The sequence below is a fragment of the Paraburkholderia sp. BL6665CI2N2 genome (assembly GCF_004366535.1).
GTDB lineage: Bacteria > Pseudomonadota > Gammaproteobacteria > Burkholderiales > Burkholderiaceae > Paraburkholderia.
Genome location: NZ_SORC01000001.1, coordinates 45,517 through 58,292 on the forward strand (window position 1 = coordinate 45,517; position 12,776 = coordinate 58,292).

11 protein-coding genes and 2 pseudogenes are annotated in these 12,776 nt (G+C 60.9%); 7 read left to right on the plus strand and 6 right to left on the minus strand.

The genetic code is table 11. From position 1 onward, the window contains the following. Positions 1-63: 63 nt before the first annotated feature. Both B0G81_RS00205 and B0G81_RS00210 read left to right on the plus strand, forming a co-directional pair. A pseudogene (locus B0G81_RS00205) lies at positions 64-391 on the plus strand (DUF3564 family protein). A gap of 130 nt (positions 392-521) precedes the next feature. Then, positions 522-800, plus strand: coding sequence for a hypothetical protein (locus B0G81_RS00210; protein ID WP_166678910.1), 279 nt, complete (start codon positions 522-524; stop codon positions 798-800). Positions 801-1,272: 472 nt separating this feature from the next. On the opposite strand, the gene B0G81_RS00220 is transcribed toward B0G81_RS00210, so the two are convergent. Further along, complete coding sequence (locus B0G81_RS00220) at positions 1,273-2,181, minus strand: LysR family transcriptional regulator (RefSeq protein WP_134132285.1); 909 nt, start codon at positions 2,179-2,181, stop codon at positions 1,273-1,275. Between the two features lie 145 nt (positions 2,182-2,326). Between B0G81_RS00220 and gltP the strand changes: the two genes are divergently transcribed. Further along, the gene (gene gltP, locus B0G81_RS00225; RefSeq protein ID WP_134132289.1) at positions 2,327-3,652 is read left to right on the plus strand and encodes a glutamate/aspartate:proton symporter GltP; all 1,326 of its coding nucleotides are present in this window, start codon (positions 2,327-2,329) and stop codon (positions 3,650-3,652) included. Positions 3,653-3,700: 48 nt separating this feature from the next. Beyond that, positions 3,701-5,050, plus strand: a complete 1,350-nt coding sequence (locus tag B0G81_RS00230) for an aminotransferase class V-fold PLP-dependent enzyme (RefSeq protein WP_134132292.1) — start codon at positions 3,701-3,703, stop codon at positions 5,048-5,050. Positions 5,051-5,109: 59 nt separating this feature from the next. Here the strand turns inward: B0G81_RS00230 and B0G81_RS45300 are convergent. From B0G81_RS45300 to B0G81_RS00245, 3 genes and pseudogenes are all read right to left on the minus strand, one after another. Next, positions 5,110-5,250: pseudogene (locus tag B0G81_RS45300) on the minus strand (aldo/keto reductase); the annotation flags it as partial. 35 nt (positions 5,251-5,285) lie between these two features. Next, positions 5,286-6,152, minus strand: a complete 867-nt coding sequence (locus B0G81_RS00240; RefSeq protein ID WP_134132294.1) for an NmrA family NAD(P)-binding protein — start codon at positions 6,150-6,152, stop codon at positions 5,286-5,288. 48 nt (positions 6,153-6,200) lie between these two features. Then, positions 6,201-7,514: a serine hydrolase domain-containing protein gene (locus B0G81_RS00245; protein ID WP_134132298.1), complete on the minus strand. Its 1,314-nt coding sequence runs from the start codon at positions 7,512-7,514 to the stop codon at positions 6,201-6,203. A gap of 353 nt (positions 7,515-7,867) precedes the next feature. Here B0G81_RS00245 and B0G81_RS00250 point away from each other — a divergent pair, with 353 nt between their 5' ends. From B0G81_RS00250 to B0G81_RS00265, 3 genes are all read left to right on the plus strand, one after another. Next, complete coding sequence (locus B0G81_RS00250; RefSeq protein WP_134132302.1) at positions 7,868-8,782, plus strand: LysR family transcriptional regulator; 915 nt, start codon at positions 7,868-7,870, stop codon at positions 8,780-8,782. A 622-nt stretch (positions 8,783-9,404) separates the two neighbouring features. Further along, the gene (locus B0G81_RS00260; RefSeq protein WP_243856322.1) at positions 9,405-10,169 is read left to right on the plus strand and encodes an MBL fold metallo-hydrolase; all 765 of its coding nucleotides are present in this window, start codon (positions 9,405-9,407) and stop codon (positions 10,167-10,169) included. A gap of 108 nt (positions 10,170-10,277) precedes the next feature. Continuing rightward, on the plus strand, positions 10,278-10,433 hold the full coding sequence (locus B0G81_RS00265) for a hypothetical protein (protein WP_208328496.1): 156 nt from the start codon (positions 10,278-10,280) through the stop codon (positions 10,431-10,433). Positions 10,434-10,671: 238 nt separating this feature from the next. On the opposite strand, the gene B0G81_RS00270 is transcribed toward B0G81_RS00265, so the two are convergent. Together B0G81_RS00270 and bktB are read right to left on the minus strand one after the other, a co-directional pair. Further along, entirely contained in the window at positions 10,672-11,526 is an 855-nt protein-coding gene (locus B0G81_RS00270) for a 3-hydroxybutyryl-CoA dehydrogenase (protein WP_134132306.1), read from the minus strand. A 38-nt stretch (positions 11,527-11,564) separates the two neighbouring features. Continuing rightward, positions 11,565-12,758, minus strand: a complete 1,194-nt coding sequence (bktB, locus tag B0G81_RS00275; protein WP_134132310.1) for a beta-ketothiolase BktB — start codon at positions 12,756-12,758, stop codon at positions 11,565-11,567. Positions 12,759-12,776 lie beyond the last annotated feature (18 nt).

Here is a 12,776-nt window from a genome sequence, read left to right on the forward strand (position 1 = left end):
GTACATATGGAGAAACTCATGCGCCTTACTCTGCACCTCGACACGTTCGACCGTGTCAATCCGATGGCATTTGTCATCCTGTGGCTCGACAAGGAAACGCGTCCATGGTCGCGCGAAGGGCATGGGGCTTGAACTGCCCGAGTGGGGCACGTTGCACATCGACTGCGGCAACGCACTCGTGTGCGGCCCGCACGATTCGACGCCCTGCTGCGTGCTCGAAGGACTCGATCTGAACGCGCCCGAGGGGCCGTTCGAAGGCGAGACCGGGCGTGCGCAGTGGTGCGCCAGCGAAGGCAGAACGCTGATGACGGGCCATTGGCACGTGCAATGTGTCGACCACGAGAGTGCGGAACCTGAGCACGGCGTCTTTGCCGGCGACGAGACGTACTGAACCTCGCCCGAGCCGTCACGACAACAAGGTGCGCCATGGGATTGACAGCGGATACGGACGGCGTGTCTTTCTGCAAAGTCATTGCGCGAGAATTCATATGCCTTGCCTACCAGACAAGAAGGTGATCACGATGGCTCAGCCCCAACCGAACTTCACGGCACCTATTGTGTCGGCCGACTCGACAGTGTTGTTCTCGGCATACGGCTTCGGCTGGGGATACTGCGCTTTTACGCTGCAGTCTGAAGCGGTTTGTGAACAACTCGGTGCTGCTGACGGAACAGCAAAACAGTTGCTCCTTGCCTTCGAGCTAGGCAAGCGCCAAATTCTGCAGGCGGTAGAGCGCAACGCGGTTCCAGGTGCCGGCGAACGCGTAGCGCTTGCAGCAGCCGACCTGATGGCGCGGGACTGATCTGCTGCGAGACGTATCTGCTGAACAGGATCGCGTGAAGCAGCACGATTCGCGTTTGCCGTTCCAGTGCGTGACAAACGCGGTTGCTGTGTACCCCGGCATGGAAATCGGGGCAAGAGGCGTGATCGTCGCTGTCTTGTATTCCACGGCATCAGCGTGCGAGGCATTGGTCCTCCCTGTTCACAGACCGAAATCTGTCCCAAGTTGGGTGGAAACATTAATCGGATTTCAATCCAAATGCGCACGCAATTCCAACCTTGGTTTATAGGCTGAGACCTTCCCTACAGCGTTGGCCAAATGGTTTCAGGACTGATATGACTTTCAGTGTCAATCGGATCGGTTTTCGTTTGGCAGGCACATGAATTTCCTGGGGGCGACGCAGCTGTAAGTCTCGACGGTGGATCGCACTGATATTCGCGGGTTGGGTACCGCACTACTGAGGTCCGCCCCTTGAGCCTGCCGCTATCCTCGCCTAACTTCCCGGATCAAGCAGATTCGATGAGAAGTCGCACGATTGCGCTGCAAGCGTCGCCACGGCAGCACTGAGCGAATGCGCCTGTTCTGCCCGATGCATAGCGATGTATCTGACGGCGGGCAGCGCCGGGAAAGTCGGAACCACGACAAGCGCCCGTCGCTTGAGCATGCGCGCAAGACACGCCTCGGGTAAGTAACTGACTCCAAGCCCCGACAGCGTGAGCCCGATTTGCGCAATAAGGCTGTTGCTCGCCAGCACTTTCTGCAACGCCACGCCTTGCTCCTCCAGGAACCGGCTGTACACGTAACCGGTACCCGACAGGCCGCCCTGCAAAATCAGCGGAAACTTCGCGATGTCGGCAAGCGGAATCGCACGCTTGCCCGGCGCGAGACTGGTCGCGCACATCCACACATTCTGAACCTGACCGACTAGCGTCGACGCATAGGGCTCGACCTCGTGGGTCTGCGGCACGATGATGACGTCCACAGTCGCCGCTGCCAGCTGTTCGCGCAACGTCGCGTTCAGATCCACTTCTGCTTCGACCTTGACCTTTGGATATTCGGACTGGATCGCCGCAATGAGGCGGGGCAGCCAAGTCAGCGCGGTGAGTTCTGTCACGCCGATGCGGATCTGGCGTACCAGCGCCTCCTTCGAACTCATGCGCTCGACGATCTGGTCGCGTCGTTCGAGCAGTTCTTTCGCGTATTCGAAGAACTCCGTGCCTTTCTCCGTGAGACGCGCGCTGCGATTCGCGCGGTCGAACACCGCGACGTCGAATGCACGTTCCAGCTCCTGCACGCGCTTGGACACCGCCGATTGAGTGGTGTTGAGTCGCGCCGCGGCAGCCTCGAACGAACCGAGCTGAACGATCCAGTACAAGGCTTCCATCTGCTTGAACGTCAGCATAGTCGTATTTCACATCACTAAAAGCGATAGTTTCCCATAGAAAAAAATCGCTTTTTTTGTTCATTTTGACTGTTTACTTTCCCCTTAACGAGTCCCGGCCGATGCTTCGCTTACCCATATCAACTCGTACGTGTCTGGAGAACGCATGGAATCCGTCATGGAAACACCTCAATCCGATCGCGTGGAACGTAAGCCTCGCGTCGGGCTCGCGTGGCAAATCGTTATCGGACTCGTCGTCGGCATCGCGATGGGGCTGGTACTCAACCGTTTCCCGCAGTTTCGCGAATCCGCGATCAACGGCATCCTGCAACCGGCCGGCGATATCTTCATTCGTCTGATCAAGATGGTCGTCGTACCGATCGTCTTCACGAGCATGGTAATGGGTATCGCTGGCGTGGGCGACGGGCGCTCGCTCGGGCGCATCGGATTGAAGACGCTCGTGTACTTCGAAGTCGTCACGACGATCGCGATTGTGCTGGGTCTCGTGCTCGGCAACGTGCTGCATCCGGGTTCGGGCACTGACCTGTCCCAACTCGGCCACACCGATATCTCGCGCTATCAGCAGACCACACAGCAGACGCAGGGACATCACGGGTTCATGGCGCTGTTGTTGAGCATCATTCCCGACAACATCGTCATGGCGATGGGGCGCGGCGATCTGCTGCCGGTGATCTTCTTCTCGGTGCTGTTCGGGCTCGGCCTGCAATCCGTGCCCGCCGAATATCGCAATCCCGTGCTCGCGACCTTCAAAGGCATCAGCGATGCCATGTTCAAGGTCACCGGCATGGTCATGCGTTACGCGCCGTTCGGCGTGTGTGCGCTGATCGCAGTGACGGTCGCGAGCTTCGGCTTCGGTTCGCTGTTGCCGCTCATCAAACTCGTTGCAGTGACCTACCTCGGGATCATCCTGTTCGCGGTGGTCGTGCTCGGCATCACGGCGCGGCTCTTCGGTTTCAACATCTTCACGCTGCTGCGCGTCATCAAGGACGAACTGATCATTGCGTTCTCGACCTGCAGTTCGGCAACGGTATTGCCGCAACTGATGAAGAAGATGGAGGACTTCGGCGTGCCTAAGAACATTACGACGTTCGTGGTGCCGACGGGCTACACGTTCAATCTCGACGGCGCGTCGATTTATCTCGGCATCGGCACGCTGTTCGTCGCACAACTTTATGGCGTACATCTCGGCCTGCAAGAGCAGATCGTGCTTGTACTGACAATGGTCGTGACGTCCAAAGGCGCGGCAGGCGTGCCCGGCTTCATGTTCGTCATCTTGCTGGCGACCCTCGCGAGCGCGGGGCTGCCGCTCGAAGGGCTCGCGTTCATCGCGGGCGTCGACCGGATCATGGATATGGGACGCACCGCGCTGAACGTAGTGGGCAACGCGCTCGCGCCGCTCGTCATCGCCAGATGGGAAGGCCAGTACGACGCTGAGAAAGGCAAGGCCTATATCGCGTCGCTGGACGCATGACAGTCGGTGAAGATAGAAATGGAAATCATGGAACGAGGAGTCAATGATATGCGTAGCAATGGTGGGCAGTTGTTTCCCGAGTCGATCATGGCAGAGATCAAGCGCCGATTTCATTACGTCGATCACGATGTCGACGGCCGTGCGCGCCTCTTCTTCGACAACGCCGGTGGATCGTTCAGACTGAAATCGGTGCTGGAAGCGTTCGCGCAGGTCGATGCGTTGCCGGATTGCCCCGAGCGCATCCACGAACGCGCACTGGTTTTGCAGGACATCCAGACGCGCGGCGAAGACGACATTCGCCGCATTCTCAACGCGCGCGATGGCAGCGTGTATCTCTCACTGACTGCATCGGCGGCGATGTTCGAGATGGTGCGCGCGGTGATGGAGAACGTTCCAGGCACCAATGCCGTCACGACCATTCTCGAGCATCCGTCGTCCTTCGACGCGATGACGCTTTACTGCGAGCGCACCGGCAAGACACTGCGTGTCGCGCCGAGCAATGCCGAAACCGGCGGCGTCGATGTCGATGCAATCGTCTCGCTGATCGACGGCGACACGGCGCTGTTGAGTGTGATGTACGCATCGAACATTTCAGGCGCGAAGCTGGACATCGCGGCCATCGTCGAACGCGCGCGTGCCCGCAAGCCGGATATCTTCATCATCGTCGATGCGGTTCAGCATGCGCCGCACGCGGTCATCGACCTGCAGAAGACGCCGGTCGACGGCATCAACCTGGCGCCGTACAAGTTCTTCGGATGCCGCGGCGCAGGCGTGGCGTGGCTGTCGGAACGGCTCGCGGAACTCCCGCATCATCGGCTCGCTGCCAAAGAGAAGGGCGTCTGGGAACTCGGCAGTCCCGCGCCAGCGCACTTTGCCGTGGTGAGCTCGATCGTCGATTATGTCGCGTGGATCGGCGCGCAGTCCAGCGACGCCGAAGACCGGCGCGAGCTCTTCGTGCAGGGCATGCGGCGCATTGAAGAGCACGAGCGCGCCCTGCTCTCGTTGTTGCTCGACGGCGTCGGCGGGCAGCACGGGCTCCGTGCGATCGAAGGCGTCCGTGTGTTCTGGGATCACGACGATCTGACGCAGCGCGATCTGATCGCGGGCATTGGTTTCGATGGCTTGGATCCGACCGCCGCCGTGCGCGCCTATGAAGAGCGCGGCGTGGTCGTCTATGAGCGGATTGCGACCAGCCTTTACTCCGGGCGGATGTTGAAATCGTTCAACCTCGGCGGTGCGGTGCGTATCTCTCCGTTGCACTGCCATGCGCCGAGCGATGTTGCGAGGTTCCTTGCAGTAAGTGAGGACATTGCGATCACAAGCCGGCTCCAGCCCGACGGCCTCAGGCCGCCTTCCGCGTCTTCAGCGGCGGGAACCTTGCGTCGATGTCGGTCTTGAATGTCGTGGAACTGCTGCATCCGGTACGGATACGGAAGTTGCGGCTGCGAAACCTGATCCAGCCTTTCGATCTGCGGGGAAGTCAATGCAATTCGCTGAGCGTCGAGATCGGCAGTCAATTGTGCGGACGTGCGCGCGCCGATAATCACGGAGCAGACTTCGCGGCGCTGGAGAATCCAGGCTAGCGCGACCTGGGCCACGCGAAATTCTGGGCGCGTGGCCTGGTGCGCCGGCTTTACTGCGCTTGTGAGACGAGCGTCCGCAGAACGGTCTCCAGTTCCACTTCGCCCTTCACAATGTCAGCCTCTTCGCCTTCAAAGGCGATCCAACCTTCGTTGAACCCGTCGAGCATGCGAATGCGCGGCATGGGTTCTTTCATGCCCTGGGAGCGGAACAGCGGCTCCCACGTGTCACGCTCGACAACTTCCGCGACGACGGCACGGCCGAGAATCCGGGCAAACGTGTCGGCGATTTCGCTTGGCGTGACACGCTGCGGCCCTTCCAGTTCGACGACACGCACGCCGCTCCACGACTGCTGAAGGAGTTGCGCGGCGACCCGGCCGACGTCCGCGGTCGCAACCATCGGCACGGCTTTATCGAGCGGTTGCAGAAAGCTGGCGATCACCCCCTGGTTCTGCGCCGTGGCCACGTCCCATGCCGCGTTTTCCATGAACCACCCCGGGCGCAGAAATGTTACGGGCATCGGCAGGACGCGAAGTGCCTGCTCCATGAGCGTGCGCTGCGTCAGTAGATTGGTCTCGCGAGCCTGCGCGCCGATCGTCGACAGACAGACGACTTTCTCCGGCCGCGCGGCCTGCAGCGCGGTGCTCACGGCATCGATAACCACGCGTGCCTCGGGAAAGCCCGGCATCGGATCGAACTCGGACGGCGGCAGAATGAACACGCCCTGCGCACCTTTGAACGCCGCAGTCAGCGACGCCGCGTCGTCCATATCGGCTTTCACGATTTCACAGCCTCGCGCGGCCCATTCATTTGCCCGCGCGGGATCGCGTACCACGGCGCGTACTGTCTGGCCTGCGGCGAGCAGCGTGCGTGCTACTGCGCCGCCAACTTTTCCTGTTATTCCTGTGATTGCGTACATTGCTGTGCTCCTTGCTTGAATAGGTGTGTGACGCGCCGTGAGTGGCGCTCAGGCGTGTTGCAGGCCGTGATATAGCCCTTGCTCGAACTGTCCGTATAGATCCACCACACGCGCGTCGTAGAACGGCAGGACCTGTGTGAACAGCGAACCGGCCACCTTCCTGACCGGATCGACCCAGAAATAGCTGTTCAACAGTCCCGCCCAACTGATGCTTCCGGCGCTGCGGCCATGAGGACCCGGTTGCGTGTTGATGTCGAAAGAGAGTCCCCATTTGTGAGGCATTCCGGGAAACTGGTCGAAGCTGTTGGACCATGCCGGCTGCGCCGTTTTCATCTCGGTTACCTGAAGATCTCCGACGTGGTTCTGGAACATTGCCGCCACGGTGTCGGCACGCAGAATCCGCTCGCCGCGATAGGTCCCGCCGTTGACCAGCATCTGCAGCAACGCCATGTAATCGCGTGGCGTGCTGAATGCACCGCCGCCGCCCATGAAGAACTCAGGCCGCTGATTGATCTCGAACGGCGCGGGCTTGAGCGATCCGTCGGCTTGCCGGTTGTGCATCGTAGCCACGCGCTGTTTCTGCGCTCCGCTAATCAGAAAACCCGAATTGCTCATACCGAGCGGCGCGAAAATGTGCTCACGGAAATAGACCTCCAGCGACTGATCGCTCACGGCCTCGACCAGCTTGCCCACCCAGTCCATGCTGATACCGTACTGCCAACGCTCACCGGGTTCGAATTCCAGCGGCGCCTTGAACGCACCGTTCATCGAGTAGCCGATATCCGGCATGCCGGTCACCTTTTCGTACCGGCTCAGGTTCTCGCTCCAGATGCTGTATGTGAAACCCGACGTGTGAGTCAGCAGATGACGCACAGTTAGCGTGTTTTTTGCCGGACGTAATTTGGGTTGTCCGGCTGCATCGAAACCGTCCAGCACCTGCGGCGATTTCAGTTCCGGAAGGATGTCGCCGGCCGGCTGGTCGAGCCGGATCTTGCCCTGCTCAATGAGTTGCATGCAGGCTGTTGCCGTGATCGCCTTGGTCATGGATAGCAGCCAGAACACCGTGTCGGGTGTCATCGCCGTACCGGCCTGGGGATTGGCATGGCCCGACGCACCCTCGTAAATAAGACCGCGCTGCGTGGCGCCGATTGCCACTACACCGGCTACGGTGCCGTTGTCGACAGCCTGCCGCAGGGCAAGGTCGAGCGAGGCAAAAGCCGGGTTGTGGGCCGCAACGCGACTACGCGCCTGAGGAGCTTCCGCGGCCTCTGCCTGGATGCCGGTCAATCCGCCTACTGCGGTGACGGCCAACAGGCCGGACGCTCGCTTCAACAGATCGCGACGGGTAAATTGAACGGTCATCTCCTACTCCTGGAAACTGGCTTGAACAATGATGGATATGACGCTCAGAAGCACGTCATGCATGGGTCACCAGGCTGGGAACCTGCTGTGGGTTGCATTGTGGATAGAAGCGATGGGAAACTAAATGACATGAGTGGCACTTATAAAGTGACTAATAGTTACTAATAGCTGTAGCGCGACTTCTGGCGCACCAAGCAAAGGTGATCCGTTCGTCGCGATGGCGCGTGCTGAATCAGATGCTAAGATCGCAACGTGGCCTTTGATCGCGGGTGCCGGACCGAAGTCGTCTTGCGTGCCATGTTGGCATTCGACCGAATGACTTCCGACCATTAAATGATCAGGATGCAACCCCCATGAGTCCGCCCACCGAGAATCTCTCCAGTGGTATCAGCGTATTTGCCGCCGTGGTCGATGCGGGGACATTCGCCGCCGCCGCGGAACTGATCGACATGTCACCGCCCGGCGTGAGCCGCGCAATCGCCAGGCTCGAAAAACGCCTGAAAATACGGCTCTTCAATCGAACCACCCGCGCTGTTTCGCTGACTGAAGAGGGCCGGCGGTTCTATGAGCAGGTCATGCCGCACTTGAGAGGAATGGAGGAAGCGGCGGCGGCCGCAGCGGGAGACGGCGCGATAGTACGCGGGAAGCTGCGTATCAATCTCGATCCGGTTTTTTCGCACATCCTTCTCGGCGCGAAACTCGACGCGTTTATGGACTCGCATCCAGAAATCGAACTCGAATTCATTGCGAGAGATCAGCTTGGCGATCTGATCGTGGACGGCTTCGATCTGGCTTTACGATTCGGCGAGCCGCGCTCATCGAGCCTGATTGCGCGAAAGCTGCTTGATACCGCGATTGTCACCGTCGCATCGCCCGCGTACCTCGCGAGCCGGGGCCGGCCCACAGAACCGCAGGAACTGGGCCGCGGCGTGCACAGGTGCCTCGAATTCCGCAACCCGGAGACAGGGAAACCCTATCGGTGGGAGTTTCATCGCAAGCGCAAAAAGCTGATTGTCGAGACGAACGGGCGGCTTACAGTGAATGATCCGAGCGCGCTGCTCAATGCGTGTCTGGCTGGTTCCGGCGTCGCGCAGATGCTGCTGCTCGGCGCTGAGCATCTGATCCGCGAGGGGCGGCTCGTCAACCTGTTTCCCGACTGGCCGGACGAGCGCTTCCCGCTGTATGCGTATCATCCATCAAGGCATCATGTACCGGCACGGACACGCGCTTTCCTTGACTTCATCATCGCTTTGACGAGTACGGGCTAGGAAATCGAGAGAGGTCGGTGGCTAATATTCCCTGTGAAATCTGCAACGATGTCGTCGGTGTCGACTGTTTCGAGTCGCCTCCATCCGCGGTCTGGTAAGTTTCTTAGAGATTGTTTATTGCGCCAATGTGCTTTCTGCCAACGTAACGAGAAGTGCCGTGATACCCGTCAACTTGGCGGACGCCTCGCGTGTTACGAAGCAAACGACTTTTGCGTTGCTCCTGAGCGCACCCGCGTTTCGGAGAGATATTCGCGAAATGCCACAGCCAGGATTCCGTCTATAGTGATTGCAGCTTCTGACTACAAAGTCACGCCAGTTTCCGGTGCAAATCAACACCCGCCGGATTGCGCAGCGGTCTGGCTCAGTTGCTGCAACGGCGCCCGCGCATTCACAACGAAATACATCGTGTGATAACGAGCGGCGACATAGCACTCGTCCTGTTTGACTGGTCCCTGAGCGTGACGCTACCGGACGGTCACGAACAGGAGCAACGCGGCACCGCTACCCAGGTTATGGAAAAGGGCCGCGACAGCGGGTGGAGACTGCTGATCTCTAATCCGCTCGGGTTGAACTGAACAGTTCTGGGGAATGACGCCATAAACAGCCGACAGGGACGTACATCATGAACACACCCTCCATCATTACGATTCCCATCCTGCCGTTCGGCATGGTCCACTGCCACCTGATCATCGGTGAAGCGGGCTGTGTTCTCGTGGACACGGGCACGCCGGGCTCAGAGGACAAGATTGAGCGCGCTTTGGCGAAGCACGGGCGCGGTTTTCGCGATGTCAGCTTGATCGTGGTCACTCATGCGCATACGGACCATGCCGGCGCGGCTGCGCGACTGCGTGAAATGACGGGGGCCCCGATCCTCGCGCATGCCGGAGATCTGGACTACTACGAGCGGCGCAAGGAGATGACATACTGCGTCGCCCATTGGTGGGGACCGCTCTTTCTGCGATCGGGCGTGCCCAGCGAGCCCTACCTGCCCTTCACGCCGGATATCCTGCTGCAAGACAATGCCAGTTTCGATCTCAGTCGGTTTGGAATCGACGGCGTGGCAAGGCACACGCCCGGCCACACGGCTGGCTCCGTATCGGTTGAACTGGGCAGTGGCGACGCGCTGGTTGGCGACCTCGTCGCCTCCGGTGTATTTCTTGGAGGATTGATCCGCACGAGCCATGCCTTGCGGCCCCCGTTCGAGGATGATCCGCAGGCTGTCAGTGTTGAACTGATGAGCAATGGTCAACGCGGGCATGCCGCGTTTTCACATGGGTCACGGCGGTCCGCTGCCCGCAAAAGAAGTGCGCCGGCACGCTCTTTCATTGCGGAATCTGAAGCCAGGACGCAACTACGGGATGCAGACCATCGGATGTGCCTGCTCTGAGCGCAAGCTTGCTGAGGTTGTTGACTAAGGCATGGCTTGCCCTTAGCCCGGAGTCGCCGCCTGAATTCAGGTCTGTTCGGCTTCGCCATCTTTCAGGAGTGGATTGTCATGCCTCTTGTTCATCCGAAATACAAGGTCGCTGTTGTTCAGGCAGCTCCAGTCTGGCTCAATCTTGAAGTCAGCATCGACAAGACGATTGAATTGGTCAATGAGGCCGCCGCCAATGTGAACCGGTATCCGGCTAGTCGGGGATATCTCAAATGATGGCCGCGGTTGGGAACCGTTCCCCAGTCCTTAGGAAGTCTCCGGTTCGGTCCCACCTAAGTGGTTGTGGCCAGGATGCAGCTCCATCGTCGGCCGGCAACTTGCAAGTGGATAGACGCACCATGATCCATCGCTGTGTCCCTACGACGGGACGTGCCGACGCGCGGCACTCGGCCGCGCCGACCGAAGGGGCGCGGCCGCACGCGCGGACAATCGCGTGCCACTTATTCGCGGCTGCTTATTTGCCGTAGTCGTACACCCCGCGCCCCGTCTTGCGCCCCAGCCGTCCCGCCGACACCATCTCGCGCAGCAACGGGCACGCGCGATACTTCGGATCACCGAAGTCCTTCTGGAACACGTCCATCACCGCGAGGCACACGTCGAGGCCGACGAGGTCCGCCAGCGCAAGCGGCCCGATCGGATGGTTCGCACCGAGCTTCATCCCAGCGTCGATCTCCTCGGCCGACGCGATGCCTTCGGCAAGCACGAAGAACGCCTCGTTGATCATCGGCACGAGGATCCGGTTCACGACGAAGCCCGGCGCGTTCCGCACGCCGATCGGCGATTTGTCGAAACGCTCGGTCAGCGCGCGCACCGCGGACGCAGTCGCATCGCTCGTCTGCAGCCCGCGAATGATCTCGACAAGCGGCATCAGCGGCACTGGATTGAAGAAGTGCATGCCGACGAAGCGCGACGGATCGGCAAGCAGCGCGGCGAGCGCGGTGATCGAGATCGACGACGTGTTGGTCGCGATGATCGCATCGGGGCGCGCGACGGCCTCGATCTGCTTCAGGATGCGCCCCTTCAGCTCGACGTTTTCGGTCGCGGCTTCGATTACGATGTCGACCGCGGCAAGCTTCGCGTAATCAGTCGACGTATTGATGCGCGCGAGCGCGCCGTCGCGTGCGCCGGCGTCGAGCTTCTCTTTCGACACGAGCCGCTCGAGGCTGCCCTTCAGTGCGGCGACGCCCTTGTCGAGCGCCGCGTCGCTGACGTCGATCATCACGACGTTCAGTCCTGCAATGGCAGCGGTTTGCGCGATGCCGTTGCCCATGGTTCCGGCGCCCACGACGCCGACTGTTTCGATGGCCATGACGATTCCTTTGTGTTCGGGTGCTGAGCGGTCGATTATCAGATGTTCTCGAAGATCGCCGCAATCCCCTGGCCGCCGCCGATACACATCGTTACGAGCGCATAACGCCCGCCGATGCGCTTCAGCTCGTACAGCGCCTTCACCGTGATCAGCGCGCCCGTCGCGCCGATCGGGTGGCCGAGCGAAATGCCCGAGCCGTTCGGGTTGACCTTGGCCGGATCGAGGCCGAGCTCCTGCGTGACCGCGCAGGCCTGCGCGGCGAACGCTTCGTTGGCTTCGATCACATCGAGATCCGTGATCTTCAGACCCGCTCGTTCGAGCGCCTTCCGCGTGGCCGGCACCGGGCCGATGCCCATGTAGGCCGGGTCGACGCCCGCGTGCGCATACGCGACGAGCCGCGCGAGCGGCTTCGCGCCCTGCGCGCGCGCGGCGTCCGCGCTCATCATCAACACGGCCGCGGCCGCATCGTTGATGCCCGATGCGTTGCCAGCCGTCACGGTACCGTCCTCCTTCGCGAACACCGGCTTGAGCTTCGTGAAATCGTCAGAGCCCGCGTCGTGACGCACGTGCTCGTCGGTGTCGAACGCGACCTCGCCTTTCTTCGTGCGAATCGAGATCGGCAGGATCTGATCCTTGAAGCGGCCTTCCGCGATCGCGCGCGCCGCGCGACGATGCGACTCGAGCGCGAGCGCATCCTGCGCGTCGCGCGAAATGCCGTACTTGCGTGCGACGTTCTCGGCCGTCACGCCCATGTGGATCGTCTGGAACGGGTCGTGCAGCGCGCCGAGCATCATGTCGACGAGCTTGGCGTCGCCCATGCGCTGGCCGAAGCGCGCGGCCGGCACGGTGTACGGCGCGCGGCTCATGCTCTCCGCCCCGCCGCCGATCGCGACGTCGGCATCGCCGAGCATGATGGTCTGCGCGGCCGACACGATCGCCTGCAGGCCGGAGCCGCACAGACGGTTCACGGTCAGCGCGGGCGCATGCTGCGCGACGCCGCCGTTGATCGCCGCGACGCGCGCGAGGTACATGTCCTTCGGTTCCGTGTTCACGACGTGGCCGAAGACGACGTGCCCGACCGCATCACCCGGCACGTTCGCCCGCGTCAGCACTTCGCTCACGACCTTCGCACCGAGATCTGTCGGCGAGAAATCCTTCAGGCTCCCGCCGAAATCGCCGATCGGGGTACGGACACCGCTCACCACCACCACTTCCTTCGCTGCATTGCTCATCGTCTCACTCCGGTTCGT

Excerpts from the sequence above, each read along its gene's own strand:
- B0G81_RS00210 (WP_166678910.1), top strand. The coding sequence starts at position 522 with ATGGCTCAGCCCCAACCGAACTTCACGGCACCTATTGTGTCGGCCGAC.
- B0G81_RS00220 (WP_134132285.1), bottom strand. The coding sequence starts at position 2,181 with ATGCTGACGTTCAAGCAGATGGAAGCCTTGTACTGGATCGTTCAGCTC.
- gltP (WP_134132289.1), top strand. The coding sequence starts at position 2,327 with ATGGAATCCGTCATGGAAACACCTCAATCCGATCGCGTGGAACGTAAG.
- B0G81_RS00230 (WP_134132292.1), top strand. The coding sequence starts at position 3,701 with ATGCGTAGCAATGGTGGGCAGTTGTTTCCCGAGTCGATCATGGCAGAG.
- B0G81_RS00240 (WP_134132294.1), bottom strand. The coding sequence starts at position 6,152 with ATGTACGCAATCACAGGAATAACAGGAAAAGTTGGCGGCGCAGTAGCA.
- B0G81_RS00245 (WP_134132298.1), bottom strand. The coding sequence starts at position 7,514 with ATGACCGTTCAATTTACCCGTCGCGATCTGTTGAAGCGAGCGTCCGGC.
- B0G81_RS00250 (WP_134132302.1), top strand. The coding sequence starts at position 7,868 with ATGAGTCCGCCCACCGAGAATCTCTCCAGTGGTATCAGCGTATTTGCC.
- B0G81_RS00260 (WP_243856322.1), top strand. The coding sequence starts at position 9,405 with ATGAACACACCCTCCATCATTACGATTCCCATCCTGCCGTTCGGCATG.
- B0G81_RS00265 (WP_208328496.1), top strand. The coding sequence starts at position 10,278 with ATGCCTCTTGTTCATCCGAAATACAAGGTCGCTGTTGTTCAGGCAGCT.
- B0G81_RS00270 (WP_134132306.1), bottom strand. The coding sequence starts at position 11,526 with ATGGCCATCGAAACAGTCGGCGTCGTGGGCGCCGGAACCATGGGCAAC.
- bktB (WP_134132310.1), bottom strand. The coding sequence starts at position 12,758 with ATGAGCAATGCAGCGAAGGAAGTGGTGGTGGTGAGCGGTGTCCGTACC.